Consider the following 17,909-nt stretch of genomic DNA (forward strand, 5'->3'; position numbering starts at 1 on the left):
AAGCAATCCACGCCTCAGCGCGGGGATAGATGGATTGCTTCGCTTCGCTCGCAATGACGGTGAACCAGGGCCAGGTTGCCGAAACGTAATGCCCCTGCGGGAACCGGCACCAATTGCGCCTAGTCTGTTTTCACGCCATATAGCCTGCATCAGGCTTCATTCGACAGAGAGAGCGATGCTCGACGGACTGCGCCAATTCATTGCCGATATCGTCGGCCCCGATCAGCAGGCTGACCGGACCTTCGACGACAACGACTATCGATTGGCAGCGACCGCGCTGCTGGTCCACGTGGTCTCGCTGGACGGCGAGCCGACGCCGGCCGAGAAGCGCAAGCTGCACTCGTTGATTGAGAGCCGATTCCAGCTCGATCCCGGCACCGCCGACAAGCTGATCACCTCGGCCACGCGTGTCGAGGGCGAGTCCGTCGATCTCTATCGCTTTACCAGCGTGATCATGCGCTCGGTGAACGAGGAGGGGCGGCTGCGCATCGTCGAGATGATGTGGGAACTGGTCTATGCCGACGGCCAGGTCAGCGAGTTCGAGGACAATGTGGTCTGGCGCGCCGCCGATCTGCTCGGCGTGTCCTCGCGCGACCGCATCGATCTCAAGCATCGTGTCGCCGAAAAGCAGGCGGCGTTGCCGAAAGGCCCCTGGGGCGCGGCCGACGCGGCAATCTGACACGTCGCCGCGCGCAGGCGCTGCCACGGTCGCGCCACCATCACAGATGACGAAACTTTAATGTGCGGTTCGGCCTGCCGCCGTCCGTGGTGATGGGCTGAAAATCCGGCATTTGACCGCAAAATCGGCGCAGAACCGCTGTCCACAAAGTCGACGGACGGCTTGCGTCCCACCGCATGCCTATGCTCTCGTCGCCCTGTTGGGGACCTCTCTGGAATTTGAATAAGAGTTTGAACGTGACCGAGCGTGTGACGCTGATAACCGGGGCATCGGCGGGCATAGGCACCGAACTGGCGCGCATGTTTGCATCGAACGGTCACCGCGTGGCGCTGGTGGCGCGGCGCGCCGATCGCCTCAAGGCGCTCGCCGATGAGCTGGGCGGCAAGGGCTGTGCTGTGCCGATCGTGATCCCCTGCGACCTGCAGCAGCCGGACGCCGGCGACAGGATCGAACAGGCCCTGCGCGAGGCGGGCGTCGAGGTCGAATATCTCGTGAACAATGCCGGTTTTGGCGTGTTCGGCCTCGCCGTCGCGCGCGACCGCGCCGAGCAGCTCAACATCATCACGGTCAACATCCGCGCGCTGACCGATCTCACGCTGCGCTTCGCCGACCAGCTGATCCGCAACCGCGGCGGCATTCTCAATCTCGGCTCGATCGCCGGCTTCCTGCCGGGGCCCGGCATGGCGGTCTACTACGCCAGCAAGGCCTATGTGCTGTCGTTCTCCGAGGCGTTGCGCTGCGAGCTGGCGCCGCAGGGCGTGCGCGTCACCGTGGTCTGCCCCGGGCCGGTGCCGTCCGAATTCCAGGACCGCGCCGGCTTCGCGCCTGGCTTCGATTCCGCGATTCTCAACGTTGCGGCGGCCGAGGTCGCGCGCCAGGCCTATCGCGGGCTGATGGCCAACAAGCGCGCCGTGATGCCCGGCTTCTTCATCAAGATGGTACCGTTCCTGCTGCGTTTTTTCCCGCGCTCCTTCATTTTGACGGCGGTCGGCGGCTTCCAGCTCCGCAAGCGCTAACCGGTAACGCTGTTCTGGCCCGCGATTTGCTTCGCAGGGCTGTGTGCGCAAACTCACACGATCTTAAGAACTGCTTAGTTATGATCCCGCCTTACGTGCCGAGAATTTAAGCAGAGACAATGTCGTTCCGGTCGGACCAAGCCCGTGTCGTGCCCTTCGCCAAGCGAAGGCCGGCCGCGGCCACGCCGGAGCAGGCCCGCCCGGTGCTGATCGTGCTGCACCAGGAGACGTCGACCCCCGGCCGGATCGGCAATGCACTGCGCGCGCTGGGCTACCGCCTCGACATCCGCCGGCCGCGCTTCGGCGACGCTCTGCCCGAAACACTCGAGCAACATTCCGGCGCGGTGATCTTCGGCGGCCCGATGAGCGCCAACGATCCCGATGATTATGTGCGCCGCGAGATCGACTGGATTGCAATTCCCTTGCGCGAGCAGCGGCCGTTGCTCGGCATCTGCCTCGGCGCCCAGATGCTGGCGCGACAACTCGGTGCGACCGTCGCGCCGCATACGGAAGGCCGCGTCGAGGTCGGCTATTATCCGATTCGCCCGACCGATGCGGGCCGCGCGCTGTGCCCGGACTGGCCGGCGCGGGTCTACCACTGGCACGGCGAAGGATTTGAATTGCCCGATGGCGCCGAGCTGCTCGCGGAAGGCAATGACTTCCCGATGCAGGCATTTCAGTTCGGCAACGCCTTCGGCCTGCAATTCCATCCCGACGTGACCTACGCGATGATGCATCGCTGGACCGCGCGCGGCTGCGTGCGGATGGAGCAGCCCGGCGCGCAGCCGCGCCATCAGCATTTTGCCGAGCGTGCGGTCTACGATGCCGCGGAGCGGGCGTGGCTGACGCATTTCATCGCCGGCTGGATCGTACGCACGCCGCGCGCGATGCTGCAGGCTGCGGAATAGCCGCCGCGCGGAATTTTCGGCGCAGCTTGTCATCATCATGATTGTGCTAGTCTCGGCCGCCGCGCGCGGCCGCACCATCGCGCGTCTCAAGAACAACAACGCACAGGGAGATCGTCGTGAGCTACCAGCACATCCTATACGAGGTCAGCGACAGGATCGCGACCATCACGCTCAATCGTCCCGATCGCATGAATGCGTGGACCGCAACCATGGAGCGCGACGTGCGTCAGGCGATGGATGCGGCGGCCAATGACGACAATGTCCGCGTTATCGTGCTGACCGGCGCGGGCCGCGGCTTCTGCGCCGGCGCCGACATGGAGGCGCTGCAGGGCATCGATCCGAACGAGGTCCGCCGTGGCGAGAGCATTCCGTTCGACATGAATCGCCGCGCCGACTGGCAGACGCGCTATGCCTATTACCCTGCGATCAGGAAACCTGTCATCGCGATGCTCAACGGCGCCACCGCCGGCATCGGTCTCGTCCATGCGCTGTATTGCGATCTGCGCTTTGCCGCCGACACCGCGGTGTTCACCACCGCCTTCGCACGGCGTGGCCTGATCGCCGAGCACGGCATCAGCTGGATGCTGCCGCGCATCGTCGGCCACGCCAATGCGCTCGATCTGTTGATGTCGGCGCGGCGCGTCTCGGCCGCGGAGGCGCTGCGCATCGGTCTCGTCAACCGGCTCTCTGCGCCGGACAAGCTGCGCGAGGAAACCTACGCCTATGCCCGCGACCTCGCCGACTTCGTGTCGCCGAGCGCCATCGCCGTGATCAAGCGGCAGGTCTACGACGTGCCGTTCCAGACGCTGGCGGAAGCCACCATCGACGCCAACCGCGAAATGCAGATCGCGCTCAAGGGCAACGATTTCCGGGAGGGGGTGGCGAGCTTCGTGGAGAAGCGGCCGCCGCGGTTTACGGGGACGTGAGGGGGAGGGGCCTGCTGCACCAGCCCGCCGTCGCCCTGCGGGCTGTGGCGGGGCAGCCTTCGCTCACTTCGCTACGAGAGACTTCCCGGGCTTGCCCAGCCGAAGCTCGCGAAGCGAGCGAAGGCTGGTGGAGCCAGGCGGGATCGAACCGCCGACCTCGTCATTGCGAACGACGCGCTCTCCCAGCTGAGCTATGGCCCCATCGCGGCCGGGTAATGCTGAGTATCCCGGCCGACGGCAGGGCGCCATTTACAGTGCCGCCCAAGGCCAAGTCAAGAACGCTTAAACCGCGGTTTTCGGCCCGGTCGGCGGGGAACTTCCCTTGTTTGCGGGGGGACGAACCGATATCTAGCAACAAGCCCTCCGAGCGTACTCGCCTTACCTCCTCCGGAACAACTCACCCTATGAAGCCAATCATATTCATCCTGATCCAGGTCATAAATCTCTATATGTACCTGCTGCTCGCGGCTGTGGTGTTCTCGTGGCTGGTCGCCTTCAATGTGGTGAACACGCGCAATCAGTTTGTCGGAGCGGTCGTAGAGTTCCTCTACAGGATTACGGAGCCGGTGCTTGGTCCGATTCGCCGGCGCCTTCCCAATTTCGGCGGCCTGGATATCTCACCAATCATAGTGTTTTTTCTGCTTTGGCTTATCCAAATTTATCTCGCGGAGTACATCTATCCGAACGTTCCATAGGATGAAACTATGGATCCCTGGCGCTACTCCACCGAGGGCATCAGCATCGCCTTGCGCGTGACGCCACGCGGCGGCCGTGACGGCATCGATGGGATCGAGACGCTGGCCAACGGCCGCACGGTGGTGAAGGTGCGGGTCCGCGCCATTGCCGAGGGCGGCGAGGCCAACCGCGCCGTGACCGAGCTGCTGGCCAAGGCGCTTGGCGTGCCCAAGGCCAGGGTGAAGCTGTTGTCCGGCGCCACCTCGCGGCTGAAGCAGGTGGCTGTCGACGGCGATCCGAAAGGGCTTGGCGAAACATTGCGGAAGCTGACAGCGGCCAAGGAGACAAAGGACTGATATGACTGCCCGCATCATCGACGGAAAGGCCATTGCCGCCGAACTTCGCGCCCGCGTCGCCGCCGAAGTCGCGCGCGTCAAGCGCGATCATGCGTTGACGCCGGGGCTTGCGGTCGTGCTGGTCGGCAACGATCCGGCCAGCGAGGTCTATGTCCGCAGCAAGCACACCCAGACCCAGGCCGCCGGCATGGCCTCGTTCGAGCACAAGCTGCCGGCGGATGTGTCGGAGGCCGACCTGCTGGCGCTGATCGCGCGGCTCAACCGCGATCCGCTCGTGCACGGCATCCTGGTGCAGCTGCCGCTGCCGAAATCGCTGCATACCGAAACCATCATCAACGCGATCGACCCGGCCAAGGATGTCGACGGCCTGCATCCGCATAATGCCGGACGGCTCGCCGGCGGCCTTGCCGCGCTGTCGCCCTGCACGCCGCTCGGCTGCATCATCCTGACCAAGAGCGTGCACCCCTCGCTCGAGGGCATGAACGCGATCGTGATCGGCCGCTCCAATTTGGTCGGCCGTCCGCTGGTGCAGCTGCTCTTGAACGAGAACGCCACGGTGACCATCGCGCATTCGCGCTCGCGCGACCTGCCAAAGCTCTGCGCCCAGGCCGACCTGGTCTATGCCGCGGTCGGCAAGCCGGAGATGGTGCGCGGCGACTGGCTGAAGCCGGGCGCGACCGTGATCGACGTCGGCATCAACCGCATTCCGGTCGAGGGCGGCAAGCCGAAGCTGGTCGGCGACGTCGCGTTCCAGGAAGCGGTCAAAGTCGCCGGCGCCATCACGCCGGTGCCCGGCGGCGTCGGCCAGATGACGGTGGCCTGCCTTTTGGTGAACACGCTGCGCGCCGCCTGCGCGATCCACGGCCTGCCGGCGCCGGCGGTGTGACTTTCCTTACCTCTCCCCGCTTGCGGGGAGAGGTCGACATTCAAGCGAAGCTTGAATGTCGGGTGAGGGGGAGTCTCCCCGGGGCTCGCCTCGGCGTTGGAGTTCGCCGAGAGAAGCCCCTCACCCCACCCTCTCCCCGCATCCGCCTTCGCCCGAAGGCGGGCTTCGGCGGACAAGAGCGCGGGGCGAGGGAGCCCGGGCAGTGTGCCCGGAATGACGACTACGTCGTCACTTCGCCTTCTTATTCCGCTCGATCCCCTCCAGGATCAGCCTGCAGGCTTCATCGGCGTCGCCCCAGCGCAGCACCTTCACCCATTTGCCCTTCTCGAGATCCTTGTAGTGCTCGAAGAAGTGCTGGATCTGATCCAGCGTGATCTGCGGAAGGTCGCTGTAGTTCTTCACCTTGTCGTAGCGCTGGGTCAGCTTCGAGGACGGCACCGCGATGATCTTCTCGTCGCCGCCGGCCTCGTCTTCCATCAAGAGCACGCCGACCGGGCGGACGCTCATCACGGCGCCCGGCACGATGGCGCGGGTGTTGATGATCAGCACGTCGCAGGGGTCGCCGTCGCCGGACAGCGTGTGCGGAATGAAGCCGTAATTCCCGGGATAGCGCATCGGCGTGTAGAGGAAGCGGTCGACCACCAGCGTGCCGGCCTCCTTGTCCATCTCGTACTTGATCGGCTCACCGCCGACCGGCACCTCGATGATGACGTTGACGTCGTGGGGCGGATTCTTTCCGGTCGATATGGCGTCGATACGCATGGATTGCTCCGCGTGGCCTTTGGAAGTTGAGAATGGAGGTGATTTTTGTTGGCGCTGGACGCGAACCGGCTTCAAGCCCGGCCGGCGGCCGGGCTGGCCTGCGCGCAGCACGCCGGCTGGTTTAGCCTTGCTGCGGCTGCGAGAGAAGCAGGATTTTCAGGCGGACCAGGCGAAAGCGACCTTGTCGAGCGACTTCGGCCCGAACCGCTCCGACGAGCGCGCCACCATGCGGCCGCCCAGCGCGCGGTAGAACTCGGTCGCCGGCTCATTGTCGGAGAGCGCCCAGATCACCAAGCTCTTCAGGCCGCTCTGCAGGAGGTCGCGGCGTGCCGCCGCGAACAGGCGGCGGCCGAAGCCGAGGCCCTGGAATTCCGGCCGCAGATAGAGCTCGTAGATCTCGCCTTCGAAGTGCAGGCTGCGGGCGCGGTTGCGACCGTAATTGGCGTAGCCGGCGATCCGGTCGCCGAACACCAGCACGCTGACGCGGCTGCCCTTGCGGATCGCGCTGTCCCACCACTGCGGGCCACGGCGGTTGATCAGCTTCTCGAGTTCGGCGCCGGGGATGATGCCCTGATACGCCGAGCGCCAGGCTTCGTCATGGGTCGACGCCACTGCCGCCGCGTCTGCAGCTTTGGCCGGCCGGACCTCGATCAGCGTTGTGCTCATGGACACAATCAAAGCAAGTCGCAGCGCCGCCTTCAAGGTCCATCGTTAATTATCGGTTAACCTGTGGATTTTTTGCATCAGTGATGTGAAAACTTGTACCGAAAGAGGACAGCTTGCTGTCGCAAACCCACTTATCGGGATGGATTTCGACGTTCGACAATGCGCGGTGGCGATTTGTGACAGTGCAGAGCTCGGGACATCGCCGGCCTGATTCGTCGCGGACAATTCGGCACAGGAATTCAATCCATGGCGCGGGGAGCAGGCCGTACTGCGATCGATTTGCCGGCGTCCGGCCTCTGGCAGAAACTGAGGTGACGTGAAACCGGCGCCTCTGACCGCAGGCGGAATGCGATGACGCTGTACTTCCTGCTCAAATACCTCCATGTGCTCGGCGCCATCGTGATCCTCGGCACCGGGACCGGGATCGCCTTCTTCATGCTGATGGCGCATCGCTCGCAGGATACCGCCTTCATCGCGCGCACCGCGGCGACCGTCGTGATCGCGGACATGATCTTCACGCTGACGGCGGTGTTGCTGCAGCCGGTCAGCGGCGCCCTGTTGATGCTGCTGTCGTCGACCGGCATCACCGAGCGCTGGCTGCTGGCCTCGCTCGCGCTCTACGCCGTCGCCGGCGCGTTCTGGGTCCCCGTCGTCTTCATGCAGATCGAGATGCGCGATCTCGCGCAAGCGGCGGCCAGCAAGGGCAATGCTTTGCCGCCGCGTTACTTCGCGCTGTTCCGGCGCTGGTTCCTATTCGGTATTCCCGGCTTCGGCTCGGTGATGATCATCCTGTGGCTGATGATCGCGAAACCCTTTTAGAGCATGATCCGGAAAAGTGTGCAGCGGTTTTCCGAACAGGATCATGCTCGAAATGAGACTCCGATGACCGGCCAACCACGCAGCATCATCGTGCTCGGCGCCTCCGGCCTGATCGGCCGCTATGTCACCGACGACCTGCGGGCACGCGGCTTTCACGTGATCGGGATCGCGCGGCAATTTTCGCCGGCGCAGAAGATGAGCGCGCTCGACCTCGAATTGCCGGTGATGGCGATGGACGCCGCGGCGCTGGCGCAACTGCTTCGCACGCATGAAGTCGGCGTCGTCGTGAACTGCCTCGGCGTGCTGCAGGACGGCCCCGGCAGCGACACCGGCGCGGTGCATCGCGATTTCGTGTCGCGGCTGATCGAGACGATCCGCGCCAGCGGGCGCGCCATCCGTCTCGTCCACATCTCGATCCCGGGCGCGGCCGGCGAGGATCGGACCGCCTTCAGCACCACCAAGCGCGAGGCCGAACGGCTGATCGCGGCCTCCGGCATCGCCCATGCGATCCTGCGCCCGGGTTTTGTGGTCGCGCCCTCGGCCTATGGCGGCAGCGCCATGCTGCGTGCGCTGGCCGCGCTTCCCGTCGAGCTGCCGGCCGGTGAGGCGGCGACGCCGTTCCAGCCGGTCGCCGTCGAGGATATCGCCGCCACCATCGCCTGGCTCGCCGCGCGCGACATTGCCGATGACAGCGTGCGCGCGGTGAGCTGGGACCTGATGCAGCCGCAGCCGATTTCGCTCGGCGGCGTCATCGCCCAGTTCCGCAGGTCGTTCGGCACATCGAAGCATTTGCGAATCGCATCGCCGTCGTTCCTGATCGATCTCGGCGCCCGCCTCGGCGATCTCTCGACCTATCTCGGCTGGATGCCGCCGCTGCGCTCCACCGCGATCGCGGAGCTGCGCCGCGGCGTCACCGGCGATCCCGCCGCCTGGATGGCGGCAACCGGCATTGTGCCGAAGGCGATCGCAGAGGCGATCGGCAGCCGTCCCGCGGCCATTCAGGACAAATGGTTCGCGCGGCTGTTCTTGATCAAGGCGCTGATCTTCATCAGCCTCGTGCTGTTCTGGGTCGTCTCCGGCTTCATCGCGTTGGTCATTTCCTATGACGCCGCCGCCGGCATCCTGCGCGCGCACAATTTTCCGCCGGCGCTGGTCGGGCCCGTCACGGTGGTGACCAGCCTGATGGACATCAGCATCGGCGTCCTGATCGCCTTCCGCCGCACTGCGGCGTTCGGCCTCGTCGCCGGCATCATCGCCTCGCTCGGCTACATGGTGGGCTCGGCGATCCTGACGCCGGACCTCTGGATCGAGCCGCTCGGCGCGCTGGTAAAGACCGGCCCCGCGATCGTGCTGATGCTGGTCGCGTTATTGACCCTGGATAACCGATGACGACCTGGCCCGACGACGACGTGATCCTCTACGACGGCGTCTGCATCTTCTGCTCGCGCTGGGTCCGCTTCGTCGTCGCGCGCGACACCGCCCGCCGCTTCCGCTTCACGCCGATCCAGTCGGACTACGGCGCGCGGCTGGCAAAGACATTCGGGATCGATCCGGATGACCCGGACACCAACGCGGTGGTGCACGGTGGAATCGCGTATCTGAAATCGGACGCCGCACTGACCGTGCTGAGCCATCTTCCCGGCTGGAGCTGGACCCGCACTCTGTTCGCAGTGCCAAAGCCGCTGCGCGACGCGGTGTACAGCCTCATAGCGCGCAACCGCTACAAGATCTTCGGTAAGTACGAGACGTGCTTCGTGCCGGACGCCGACATGCGGGCACGGGTGCTGGAGTGATGTTCGTCCGTCATTGCGAGCGAAGCGAAGCAATCCATCGATCCGCATGCGCCGCGCTATGGATTGCTTCGCTCGCAATGACGATGTGGCTACTTGCGCGGCAAGGTCGCCAGCACCTCCATCGCCGCCCTCTCGCCTGAGTCCCTTGCCCCATGCGCGGTCGAGAAGAAGTTCGGCGAGGTTGCCTCGCCGGCAAAGAACAGCCGGCCGTCGACCGGCGCGGCCAGCACGGCGCGCTTGTCGGCGTGGCCGGGGAGGGCGTGGGAGTAGGAGCCGCGGGCGAACGGGTCGTGCGACCAGCGCGATTCCCTGAGTGGCTTGAGCTTGCGGCGGAAATCGTTGCCCAGGAAGCCGGCGATCTCGTCGATGCTGTGGGCGGCAATTGCGCCGTCGCCGGCGTCTTCGAGCGCTTGCGCGAAACGGCCGCCGAAAAAGCCCTCGATGCAGGGCTGGCCGAACGGTCGGATATGATAGGTGCCCATCTCGGTACGCATGGTGGCGCCGCGCAGATTGCCTTCCTTCGGCATCGTCTCCGGCTCGGCGAGCGCCAGCGTCACCTTGTCGGCGAGGCCGAGCGGCAGGCCGCGCGCGGCGTCGAGCTTGTCCGGCAGCGCGGGCGAAAAGCGGATCGCCTGATCGGCGATCAGATTGGTCGGTACGGTGACGATCACCTTGTCCGCTTCGATCGTGCCGCGCGAGGTCTCGATGCGGATGCGCTTGCCGGAATGATCGATCAGGCGGACCTCGCAGTTCAGCGCCACCGGCAGCCCTGCGCCATAGGCCGCGACTAGCGCGCCGTAGCCGCGCCGCACCCGCCAATTGACGTTGGTGTCTTCGTACGCGTCGACGTCGAGGATCGAGACCTGGTCGAGCTCGCAGCCGTTCACATAGGTCGAGATCGCGTCGATCATCGGGTTCCAGCGATTGCCGGGCTCGAGAAAGAGGTTTGCGGGAGCATCGTCGCCGCTCGCCGCGGCCGCTTCGATGCGATCGTAGAACTGGTCGAGCGCGAACACGAACTCGTCGCGATCGGCCTGCGGAAACGCCTTGCCATAGGCGCGCTCGCGCCACGGCGGCAGGTCCTTGTTGATCTCGAAATTGAGCCGCTCGGCGATCGGGACGAAACTGTTCATGTCGGCCGAGTGCAGCCAGCCGCAGCCGACGTCGAACACGACGTCAGGCGACGCCATGACGGTGTGGGCGCGGCCGCCGAGCCGGTCGCGGGCCTCCAGTACGATGCTGGAGAGGCCGGAATCCTTCAGCGCATTGGCCGCGCCGAGGCCTGCGGCACCTGCGCCGATGATGGCGACGTCGATCGTTGAGGGGAGGGAACTCATGCCTTGGCTCTAGCACGTTCGGCAGCGTGCCAGAAGCCGCCACGAGCATGACTGTCATCACCCGCGAAAGCGGGTGATCCAGTATTCCAGAGACGGCGATGATAGAGCCGAGAGGCCGCGGCGTACTGGGTGCCCCGGTCCCGTCTACGCCAAGGCTTCGACGGGGCTCGCGATCTCGGGCGCGCCGGAGCTTAGCGGAGGCGGCAAGCCGGGGCACGACAGTGGGGCTTACGCCACAGCTTCCTTGGCCTTTTCCGCGCGCTTGCGCTCGTTCGGATCGAGATGCTTCTTGCGCAGCCGGATCGACTTCGGCGTCACCTCGACGAGCTCGTCGTCCTCGATATAGGCGAGCGCCTTTTCCAGCGTCATGCGGATCGGCGGGGTCAGGCGCACCGCTTCGTCTTTCGAGGTGGTGCGGATGTTGGTGAGCTGCTTGCCCTTCAGCACGTTGATCTCGAGATCGTTGTCGCGGGTGTGCTCGCCGACGATCATGCCCTTGTAGACCTTCCAGCCCGGCTCGATCATCATCGGGCCGCGGTCTTCCAGCTTGAACATCGCATAGGCCACCGCTTCGCCCTGGTCGTTCGAGATCAGCACGCCGTTGCGGCGGCCCTGGATCTCGCCCTTGTAGGCGGCATAGCCGTGGAAGATGCGGTTCATGATCGCGGTGCCGCGGGTGTCGGTGAGCAGTTCGCCCTGGTAGCCGATCAGGCCGCGGGTCGGCGCGTAGAACACCAGCCGCAGGCGGTTGCCGCCGGACGGACGCATCTCGATCATCTCGGCCTTGCGCTCGCTCATCTTCTGCACGACGACGCCGGAATGCTCCTCGTCGACGTCGATCACGACCTCTTCGATCGGCTCCTGCAACTGACCGGTGGCCTCGTCCTTCTGCAGCACGACGCGGGGGCGCGACACCGAGAGCTCAAAGCCCTCGCGGCGCATGGTTTCGATCAGGATCGCGAGCTGCAATTCGCCGCGGCCCGACACTTCCATGGAATCCTTGTCGGCGGCCTCGACGACGCGCAGCGCGACATTGCCCTCGGCCTCGCGCAGCAGGCGGTCGCGGATCATGCGCGAGGTCACCTTGTCGCCTTCGGTGCCGGCCAGCGGCGAGTTGTTGACGATGAACGACATCGACACCGTCGGCGGATCGATCGGCTGCGCCGGCAGCGGCGTCTCGACGGAGGGATCGCAGAAGGTGTCGGCGACGGTGCCCTTGGTCAGGCCCGCGATCGCGACGATGTCGCCGGCCTCGGCCTCATCGAGCGGGGTGCGCTCGAGGCCGCGGAAGGCCAGAATCTTGGTCAGGCGGCCGCTTTCGATCAGCTTGCCGTCGGCGCCCAGCACCTTGACCTGCTGGTTCGGCTTAATCGAGCCCGAGGAGATGCGGCCGGTGATGATGCGGCCGAGATAGGGGTTGGCCTCGAGAATGGTGCCGATCATGCGGAACGGACCCTGCTCGACCTTCGGCGGCTCGACGTGGCGCACGATCAGGTCGAACAGCGGCTGCATGCCGGCGTCATGCGAGGCCTCCGGGCTGTCGCCCATCCAGCCCTGCTTGGCCGACCCGTAGAGGATCGGGAAGTCGAGCTGCTCCTCGCTGGCGTCGAGCGCGGCGAACAGGTCGAACACCTCGTTGATGACTTCGGTCGGGCGCGCGTCGGGGCGGTCGACCTTGTTGATCACGACGATCGGCTTGAGGCCGATCTTGAGCGCCTTCGACACCACGAACTTGGTCTGCGGCAGCGGGCCTTCCGCGGCGTCGACCAGCACCAGCGCGCCGTCCACCATGTTGAGGATGCGCTCGACCTCGCCGCCGAAATCGGCGTGGCCGGGGGTGTCGACGATGTTGATGCGGATGTCCTTCCACTGCACCGAGGCGGCTTTCGCCAGAATGGTGATGCCGCGCTCGCGCTCCAGGTCGTTGGAGTCCATGGCGCGCTCGGCGACCTTCTGATTTTCGCGGAAGGTGCCGGATTGCTGCAGCAGGCGGTCGACGAGGGTGGTCTTGCCGTGGTCGACGTGGGCGATGATGGCGACGTTACGAAGGTTCATGGCTCTTCTTCTGGTCGTGCAAAAGGTCCTGGCGCGATCTCGCCGGACCATCGGGGCCGGCCGTTCGCTCTCGCGGCCCGATCGGGGCCCGGATCACGCTCATACCTAAGAAATTTGACGGGGACGCATCGCCCCAAAAAGGAAGCCCGGTCGTCCGGACCGGGCGCCTTGCGCGTTGCGGCGCAATATAGTCAGAAATCGCCAAAAAACAATGGTTTATTGGCAATTTGGGCGACTGTTTTCGGTCCAAATACCGTTTTTGCCGGGGTTTCCCGGGATCGCCCGGAGTTTATTTCCGCGTCAGGGCGAACACGATCAGCCCGAGGCCGCCAAACGCCACCAGCATCACGATCAGCGTGATGGGGTTGCCGCCGCCCCCGCCGCCCATATTGGCGCTGAGGATGAGGCAGAGGGTGCCCGGAATCAGCAGGATCACCCCCACGACGATCATCAAGGCGGTCAGGCAGCCGCTGCCGCTACGTGGCTCCGATGGCGGCGGAACGTATTGGTACGGCGGCTCCGGTGGCTGGATTGGCGGGGTCTGATCAGAACTGCTCATGATGTGGCTAGGCCCTGGGTCCCTTGATCGCGGCGTAGATCAGCAACACCCCGGCCGAGCCGACGAGCAGGCCGAGGAGAATCAGCGCCAGAATGGTGGCATCGGGGCGCTGATCGGCGAGGATGCCGAACCCGAACAGGATGGCGCACAGGCCGGGCAGCAGCAGGATGATCCCGAACAGCACCATGAAGGCGGTCGCGCAGCCGTGCCGCCGTGGCGGCGGTGCGGGTGGAACGGGGGATGTGGTGCCGGTCTCGCTCATCGATGGTCGGATCCTCGGTCAGCGCCCTCGGCCTTTGACGGCGGTGTAGAGCAGCATCACCCCGATCGCGCCGAGCATGAGACCAAGCACCCCGAGGCCGACCAGCGTCGAATCGGCGCCGCCGGTCGTCACCGAGCCGACCAGGAACAGGATGGCGCAGAGGCCGGGCAGCAGCAGGATCACGCCAAACAGCAGCATCAACGCGGTGCCACAGCCGCCGGGCTGCGACGACGGCGGCAGCGGCGGTGGACCCGGCTCGCTCATCGCGGCACCGTCTCGCTCGGCCGTGCCTCGCGGTAGGTCTGGCCGGCCAGCGCGGCGCGGATGCCATCGATCTTTCCGTTGCGGTAGAACAGATTGTAGGTGTCGAACGGGATGATCGCGCCGCTCTCGGTGACGAAGTGGATGCAGCTGCGCTTGACGTTGCCGACGCAGAAATTGAAGCGATCGAGGAACTGCACGATGGTGACGCGGAACACGTTCTCGTAGGTGAGCCCCTCCGGCACCTCGAAGCTCGGCAGGCAGCACAGCAATTCGCAGACCCGCTCGCTTGTGTTGAGCGGCCCCGACGACAGCGAGAACAGGTCGACGAACTTTTCCCGCAGCACCGGATATTTTTCCGGGCTGATCGTGTTCGGCATCACCGCGATCAGCTGCTCCTGCTGAAACAGTGAGGTCAGCGGCAGCACCTTTTCGCCATTGCGCAGGCCGTAACCGATCGAGATGCTCTCGGGATTGCAGGGCAGCGGGATCATGTCCTTGTCGCCGAACACGCCTGTAGCGATCACCTGCTTGCGGATCTCCGACAGCATGATGCGGTCGGTGTTCTTGTCAAAATTCTCGTTGCGGCCGGCGTCCTGCACCGGCTGCAGCGTGACGCCGCGCACGCATTTCCAGGTCAGCGCATGGCGGACGATGTCGCCGATCTCGGCGTCGTTGACGCCGCGTTTGATGGTCGCGACCAGCGTGGTCGAGACGCCGTAGCGCTCGAGATTTTCCAGCGCCTGCTGGCGAATCTTGCGCAAGTCAGCGCCGCGCAGGTTGACCAGCGCGTCGCGCCTCAGCGAATCGAACTGCAGATAGACTTCCAGCCCGCGCTTGTTCTCGGCGAGCTTTGCGACGAACTCCGGCTCGCGCGCGATGCGCAGGCCGTTGGTGTTGATCATGACATGGCGGATCGGCCGCGCCCGCACCGCATCCAGGATGGCGAAGAAATCCGGATGCAGCGTCGGCTCGCCGCCGGAGATCTGCACCAGATCGGGCTCGCCTTCGCTTGCGACCAGCGCGTCCAGCATCTTCTCGATCTTGGCGAGCGGCGTAAACTTGGTGCGCGCCGGCGAGGAGTCGGCGAAGCACACCGGGCAGGTCAGGTTGCAATGCTCGGTGATCTCGATCAGCGCCAGGCAGGAGTGCTGCTCATGGTCCGGGCACAGCCCGCAATCGTAGGGGCAGCCGAATTCGGTGTGGCGCTGGAACGCGAGCGGCCGGTCGCCGGGCTTGATGAAATCCTTGCACAGCCGCCAATAGGCCGAATCGGTCGACACCAGCGTCGACTGCACGCCGTGCTGCTTGCAGCGCTTCTCATACCAGACCTCGTTGCCGAGGATCTGGATCTTGGTCGGCACCAGGGACAGGCAGGTTTCGCAGAGCGATTGGGTCTGGCCCCAGAAGATGTAAGGGCGGGCCTTACGCAGCGGCGCGTTCATGCTTCAAACTCACTCGTGGCGCCGTCGCCAGCATGACGGCGGCATAGACCATGACAAACAGCGATAGCAGGTGAAACAGCGAGAACGGGCCGAGCAGCCCACCGTAGGGTTTGAGGAATTCCCAGATGAAGCGCTGCAGCCCGTAAAACAGCAGGACGAGGTAGAATCCGTTGGTGATCACAGCGGCGTTGCGGTTCAACACAGCCCACACGTAGAAGGCCGCGAATGCCGCCATCGCCAAGCTCTCATAGAGCTGCACCGGGTGGCGCGAGACGCCGTCGCCGAAATCATGGCCCCAGGGCAGCGCGGTCGGCGTGCCGTAGGTGAAATCCTCGAGCCCCGCGAAGTAGCAGCCGAGCCGGCCGACTGCGACGCCGATCGCGAGCGGCAGCGCGAAGCGCGCGCCGGTGCGTAAGGAGATACCGTGCCGCCATTTGTAGAGCTCGATCGCGATGATGCCGCCGGCCAGCGCGCCCTCGACCGAGCGCGCGAGCCCCGCCATACCCGAGGCCCACAGGTTCAGCGTGCCGAAGATGTAGGCGCCGATCCCGGCGCCGAACACCAGCGCGGCGATGTAGGACAATTCGAAAGATTGTCTGGGGAATTGCAGCCCGCGCACCCGCGACAGCCACCACATGGCAGCTCCCGCGGCGCACCATGCGGCAACGTCGAAGATGGCGTGCAGTCCAGCCCCACTCATGACGCGAGTGTAACGCGAATTTCGCGGTCCGCGATAGCTGCCGGCACTCCCTCTCCACGCAAAGAGCGGGGAGAAGAGAAGCCGTGTGCGCGGCCCTCTCTCCTCTCCCTCTCCCCGTTCTTACGGGGAGAGGGTTGGGGTGAGGGGCTGCTTCAGCAAATTCCGCAAGCAATGAGTTCGCGGAGGCTCCCCCTCACCCGGATTGCATCTGGCGATGCAATCCGGCCTCTCCCCGCAAGCGGGGAGAGGCGACTTCACCGCCTCAGTTCACCGGATTGTCCTCCTTCGGATAGACGCCGCGCAGCACTTCCTCGAAATGGTCCTTGACCGCGTCGTTGCACCGGCAGGCGCGCTGTCGCAGCCGGTCCGGATCGCGAACCATGATCGCGCCGCGGCGGGTCTCCAGCACGCCCTCCGCCTTAAAACTCTGGATCACCCGACTGGTGTAGCTGCGGCCGACGCCGAGCAACGTCGAGAGCTGCTCATGCGTCAGCGGCACCACGCTATCGCCGTCGGTGCGCTCCATCGCCGAGATGATCCATTTCGCGGCGCGCTGCTCGATCGAATGGATCGCGTTGCAGGCGGTGGATTGGAAGATCTGCGCCAGCAGGCAGTCGGCATAGCGCGCGAAGATGTTGCGCACCGAGATCGATTTGAGCTTGGCGGCGTCGAGCTTGCTGATCGGCAGCCGCACGAACGGCCCGCCGAACTTGACGGTGATGCGGGTATAGGCCGGCAGGAATCCCTGGCTGACGATGCCGCCGACCGCGCCCTCGCGGCCGACCAGAATGGTCTCGACGTCGCGCCCGTCCTCGTTCGGCACCATGTAGGCAACGAGACTCGGCCCGCACGGAAAGTGCACGGTCTGGACATCGTCGCCGGGGTTGTAGAACAGGTCGTTGGCCCGCCCGTCCACCGGCACGAGATGCGGTGCGATCAGCGCATAGTCGGCGGCGTTGAGCCGGCGCAAAAGATTGTTGAACGGCCGGTCGCTTGTCCCGGCCAAGTCCGTCTGTCTGTTTGTCATTGGAAATTCCTGCACATCCAACGCGGACGTTAGATGAAAAGTTCCCGCATTTGTGTGCACTAGTGAACAGACGGCGCGGCCTGCGATGTGTTGGTTTCATGCCGGGAACAGCCGGCGTGCTCGACAGGGGCGCCGGTCGCGGGCCAGCCGGCCGGACCTGATCCGGCCTCAACCTCACGCTCTTTGCTTGAGCATGATCGGATCGGAAAACCGCTTCACACTTTTCCGGATCATGCCGCATGAAACGGATTCTGGTGAGCCATGGACCCCGCCCACAATATCGGCATGCCCGGTGACGTCCTCGTCGTCGAGGACGACCCGATGATCTCGCTGTATTTCGAGGACACCATCCTCGGCTTCGGCGCCCGCACGGTGCGCACCGCTGCCAACGTAGCGCGGGCGCTCGATCTGATCGCAGCGCAGGCGCCGGATTTCGCGCTGCTCGACGTCGGCCTCGTCAGAGGCGAGACGGCATTCGCAATCGCCGAGCGGCTCGATGTGCTCGGCGTGCCCTACGTGTTCGTCACCGGTTATGGCGCGGAGATCAGGCTGCCGCCGTCGCTTGCCGACAAGCCGCGGCTGACCAAGCCGTGTTCGATCGACGCCCTGCAGGCGGCGTTGCGGCAGGGGCACAGCGCGCAGCCGCAGTGAACGCCGGGGGCTGCGGGCTCCTCACCTCCCCTTGAAAAGGGGAGGTCGCTTTGCTCGCAGAGCAAAGCGGGTGGGGATCTGCTGTCTCCACAGAGAGCACGGCCCGTGGCCTGACCCCCATCCCGA

Annotated in this window: 21 protein-coding genes and 1 tRNA gene; 11 read left to right on the forward strand and 11 right to left on the reverse strand. The window is 65.2% G+C overall.

What is annotated here, in order from left to right; genetic code table 11:
- Positions 1–175 precede the first annotated feature (175 nt).
- From XH93_RS01365 to XH93_RS01380, 4 genes are all read left to right on the forward strand, one after another.
- Complete coding sequence (locus tag XH93_RS01365; protein WP_194472100.1) at positions 176–679, forward strand: TerB family tellurite resistance protein; 504 nt, start codon at positions 176–178, stop codon at positions 677–679.
- Positions 680–915: 236 nt separating this feature from the next.
- Positions 916–1,695 (forward strand): SDR family oxidoreductase, encoded by a 780-nt coding sequence (locus XH93_RS01370; RefSeq protein WP_139479511.1) that lies wholly within the window; start codon positions 916–918, stop codon positions 1,693–1,695.
- A gap of 119 nt (positions 1,696–1,814) precedes the next feature.
- Entirely contained in the window at positions 1,815–2,603 is a 789-nt protein-coding gene (locus tag XH93_RS01375; protein WP_194472101.1) for a glutamine amidotransferase, read from the forward strand.
- A gap of 116 nt (positions 2,604–2,719) precedes the next feature.
- A complete protein-coding gene (locus tag XH93_RS01380) occupies positions 2,720–3,529 on the forward strand; it encodes an enoyl-CoA hydratase (protein WP_194472102.1) in 810 nt (269 codons plus the stop codon).
- A gap of 125 nt (positions 3,530–3,654) precedes the next feature.
- On the opposite strand, the gene XH93_RS01385 is transcribed toward XH93_RS01380, so the two are convergent.
- Positions 3,655–3,730, reverse strand: a tRNA-Ala gene (locus XH93_RS01385).
- Positions 3,731–3,933: 203 nt separating this feature from the next.
- Here XH93_RS01385 and XH93_RS01390 point away from each other — a divergent pair.
- From XH93_RS01390 to folD, 3 genes are read left to right on the forward strand one after another with little or no spacing between them, the layout of a single operon-like run.
- On the forward strand, positions 3,934–4,224 hold the full coding sequence (locus tag XH93_RS01390) for a YggT family protein (protein ID WP_194472103.1): 291 nt from the start codon (positions 3,934–3,936) through the stop codon (positions 4,222–4,224).
- 9 nt (positions 4,225–4,233) lie between these two features.
- Complete coding sequence (locus tag XH93_RS01395) at positions 4,234–4,560, forward strand: DUF167 domain-containing protein (protein WP_194472104.1); 327 nt, start codon at positions 4,234–4,236, stop codon at positions 4,558–4,560.
- A gap of 1 nt (position 4,561) precedes the next feature.
- On the forward strand, positions 4,562–5,446 hold the full coding sequence (gene folD / locus XH93_RS01400; protein ID WP_194472105.1) for a bifunctional methylenetetrahydrofolate dehydrogenase/methenyltetrahydrofolate cyclohydrolase FolD: 885 nt from the start codon (positions 4,562–4,564) through the stop codon (positions 5,444–5,446).
- A 228-nt stretch (positions 5,447–5,674) separates the two neighbouring features.
- Here the strand turns inward: folD and ppa are convergent, their stop codons facing one another.
- Positions 5,675–6,208 carry an inorganic diphosphatase gene (ppa, locus tag XH93_RS01405; protein WP_194472106.1) on the reverse strand — a complete coding sequence of 178 codons (534 nt, stop codon included), beginning with the start codon at positions 6,206–6,208 and terminating at the stop codon, positions 5,675–5,677.
- Positions 6,209–6,364: 156 nt separating this feature from the next.
- Complete coding sequence (locus tag XH93_RS01410; RefSeq protein WP_194472107.1) at positions 6,365–6,874, reverse strand: GNAT family N-acetyltransferase; 510 nt, start codon at positions 6,872–6,874, stop codon at positions 6,365–6,367.
- Between the two features lie 351 nt (positions 6,875–7,225).
- Here XH93_RS01410 and XH93_RS01415 point away from each other — a divergent pair, with 351 nt between their 5' ends.
- From XH93_RS01415 to XH93_RS01425, 3 genes are all read left to right on the forward strand, one after another.
- Positions 7,226–7,693: a DUF2269 domain-containing protein gene (locus XH93_RS01415; RefSeq protein ID WP_194472108.1), complete on the forward strand. Its 468-nt coding sequence runs from the start codon at positions 7,226–7,228 to the stop codon at positions 7,691–7,693.
- A 63-nt stretch (positions 7,694–7,756) separates the two neighbouring features.
- The gene (locus XH93_RS01420) at positions 7,757–9,082 is read left to right on the forward strand and encodes an SDR family oxidoreductase (RefSeq protein ID WP_194472109.1); all 1,326 of its coding nucleotides are present in this window, start codon (positions 7,757–7,759) and stop codon (positions 9,080–9,082) included.
- On the forward strand, positions 9,079–9,486 hold the full coding sequence (locus XH93_RS01425; RefSeq protein WP_194472110.1) for a thiol-disulfide oxidoreductase DCC family protein: 408 nt from the start codon (positions 9,079–9,081) through the stop codon (positions 9,484–9,486). The genes XH93_RS01420 and XH93_RS01425 overlap by 4 nt, the downstream gene beginning before the upstream one ends.
- Positions 9,487–9,575: 89 nt before the next feature.
- Here the strand turns inward: XH93_RS01425 and XH93_RS01430 are convergent, their stop codons facing one another.
- From XH93_RS01430 to XH93_RS01465, 8 genes are all read right to left on the reverse strand, one after another.
- A complete protein-coding gene (locus XH93_RS01430) occupies positions 9,576–10,823 on the reverse strand; it encodes an NAD(P)/FAD-dependent oxidoreductase (protein WP_194472111.1) in 1,248 nt (415 codons plus the stop codon).
- Positions 10,824–11,051: 228 nt separating this feature from the next.
- The gene (gene typA, locus XH93_RS01435; protein ID WP_139479500.1) at positions 11,052–12,878 is read right to left on the reverse strand and encodes a translational GTPase TypA; all 1,827 of its coding nucleotides are present in this window, start codon (positions 12,876–12,878) and stop codon (positions 11,052–11,054) included.
- 289 nt (positions 12,879–13,167) lie between these two features.
- Positions 13,168–13,437, reverse strand: a complete 270-nt coding sequence (locus XH93_RS01440; RefSeq protein ID WP_194475551.1) for a hypothetical protein — start codon at positions 13,435–13,437, stop codon at positions 13,168–13,170.
- 7 nt (positions 13,438–13,444) lie between these two features.
- On the reverse strand, positions 13,445–13,699 hold the full coding sequence (locus tag XH93_RS01445) for a hypothetical protein (protein WP_139857352.1): 255 nt from the start codon (positions 13,697–13,699) through the stop codon (positions 13,445–13,447).
- An 18-nt stretch (positions 13,700–13,717) separates the two neighbouring features.
- Positions 13,718–13,963 (reverse strand): hypothetical protein, encoded by a 246-nt coding sequence (locus XH93_RS01450; RefSeq protein WP_139479497.1) that lies wholly within the window; start codon positions 13,961–13,963, stop codon positions 13,718–13,720.
- Positions 13,960–15,405, reverse strand: a complete 1,446-nt coding sequence (locus tag XH93_RS01455) for a radical SAM protein (RefSeq protein ID WP_194472112.1) — start codon at positions 15,403–15,405, stop codon at positions 13,960–13,962. The genes XH93_RS01450 and XH93_RS01455 overlap by 4 nt, the downstream gene beginning before the upstream one ends.
- Positions 15,386–16,105, reverse strand: coding sequence for a prolipoprotein diacylglyceryl transferase (locus XH93_RS01460; protein ID WP_194472113.1), 720 nt, complete (start codon positions 16,103–16,105; stop codon positions 15,386–15,388). Before XH93_RS01460 ends, XH93_RS01455 begins: the two co-directional genes overlap by 20 nt.
- A 262-nt stretch (positions 16,106–16,367) precedes the next feature.
- Positions 16,368–17,132 (reverse strand): Crp/Fnr family transcriptional regulator, encoded by a 765-nt coding sequence (locus tag XH93_RS01465; protein ID WP_194472114.1) that lies wholly within the window; start codon positions 17,130–17,132, stop codon positions 16,368–16,370.
- Positions 17,133–17,393: 261 nt separating this feature from the next.
- Between XH93_RS01465 and XH93_RS01470 the strand changes: the two genes are divergently transcribed.
- Positions 17,394–17,783 (forward strand): response regulator, encoded by a 390-nt coding sequence (locus XH93_RS01470; RefSeq protein ID WP_194472115.1) that lies wholly within the window; start codon positions 17,394–17,396, stop codon positions 17,781–17,783.
- The last annotated feature ends 126 nt before the right edge of the window (positions 17,784–17,909 follow it).

It is taken from the genome of Bradyrhizobium sp. CCBAU 51753 (genome assembly GCF_015291565.1).
Classification (GTDB): domain Bacteria; phylum Pseudomonadota; class Alphaproteobacteria; order Rhizobiales; family Xanthobacteraceae; genus Bradyrhizobium; species Bradyrhizobium ivorense.

What these genes read in the sequence shown, in the direction of transcription:
- XH93_RS01395 (WP_194472104.1), top strand. Translation starts at nt 4,234, where the DNA reads ATGGATCCCTGGCGCTACTCCACCGAGGGCATCAGCATCGCCTTGCGC.
- XH93_RS01365 (WP_194472100.1), top strand. Translation starts at nt 176, where the DNA reads ATGCTCGACGGACTGCGCCAATTCATTGCCGATATCGTCGGCCCCGAT.
- XH93_RS01445 (WP_139857352.1), bottom strand. Translation starts at nt 13,699, where the DNA reads ATGAGCGAGACCGGCACCACATCCCCCGTTCCACCCGCACCGCCGCCA.
- XH93_RS01375 (WP_194472101.1), top strand. Translation starts at nt 1,815, where the DNA reads ATGTCGTTCCGGTCGGACCAAGCCCGTGTCGTGCCCTTCGCCAAGCGA.
- XH93_RS01450 (WP_139479497.1), bottom strand. Translation starts at nt 13,963, where the DNA reads ATGAGCGAGCCGGGTCCACCGCCGCTGCCGCCGTCGTCGCAGCCCGGC.
- XH93_RS01390 (WP_194472103.1), top strand. Translation starts at nt 3,934, where the DNA reads ATGAAGCCAATCATATTCATCCTGATCCAGGTCATAAATCTCTATATG.
- XH93_RS01460 (WP_194472113.1), bottom strand. Translation starts at nt 16,105, where the DNA reads ATGAGTGGGGCTGGACTGCACGCCATCTTCGACGTTGCCGCATGGTGC.
- XH93_RS01425 (WP_194472110.1), top strand. Translation starts at nt 9,079, where the DNA reads ATGACGACCTGGCCCGACGACGACGTGATCCTCTACGACGGCGTCTGC.
- XH93_RS01455 (WP_194472112.1), bottom strand. Translation starts at nt 15,405, where the DNA reads ATGAACGCGCCGCTGCGTAAGGCCCGCCCTTACATCTTCTGGGGCCAG.
- XH93_RS01430 (WP_194472111.1), bottom strand. Translation starts at nt 10,823, where the DNA reads ATGAGTTCCCTCCCCTCAACGATCGACGTCGCCATCATCGGCGCAGGT.
- XH93_RS01465 (WP_194472114.1), bottom strand. Translation starts at nt 17,132, where the DNA reads ATGACAAACAGACAGACGGACTTGGCCGGGACAAGCGACCGGCCGTTC.
- ppa (WP_194472106.1), bottom strand. Translation starts at nt 6,208, where the DNA reads ATGCGTATCGACGCCATATCGACCGGAAAGAATCCGCCCCACGACGTC.
- XH93_RS01440 (WP_194475551.1), bottom strand. Translation starts at nt 13,437, where the DNA reads ATGAGCAGTTCTGATCAGACCCCGCCAATCCAGCCACCGGAGCCGCCG.
- XH93_RS01415 (WP_194472108.1), top strand. Translation starts at nt 7,226, where the DNA reads ATGACGCTGTACTTCCTGCTCAAATACCTCCATGTGCTCGGCGCCATC.
- XH93_RS01410 (WP_194472107.1), bottom strand. Translation starts at nt 6,874, where the DNA reads ATGAGCACAACGCTGATCGAGGTCCGGCCGGCCAAAGCTGCAGACGCG.
- folD (WP_194472105.1), top strand. Translation starts at nt 4,562, where the DNA reads ATGACTGCCCGCATCATCGACGGAAAGGCCATTGCCGCCGAACTTCGC.
- XH93_RS01470 (WP_194472115.1), top strand. Translation starts at nt 17,394, where the DNA reads ATGGACCCCGCCCACAATATCGGCATGCCCGGTGACGTCCTCGTCGTC.
- XH93_RS01420 (WP_194472109.1), top strand. Translation starts at nt 7,757, where the DNA reads ATGACCGGCCAACCACGCAGCATCATCGTGCTCGGCGCCTCCGGCCTG.
- typA (WP_139479500.1), bottom strand. Translation starts at nt 12,878, where the DNA reads ATGAACCTTCGTAACGTCGCCATCATCGCCCACGTCGACCACGGCAAG.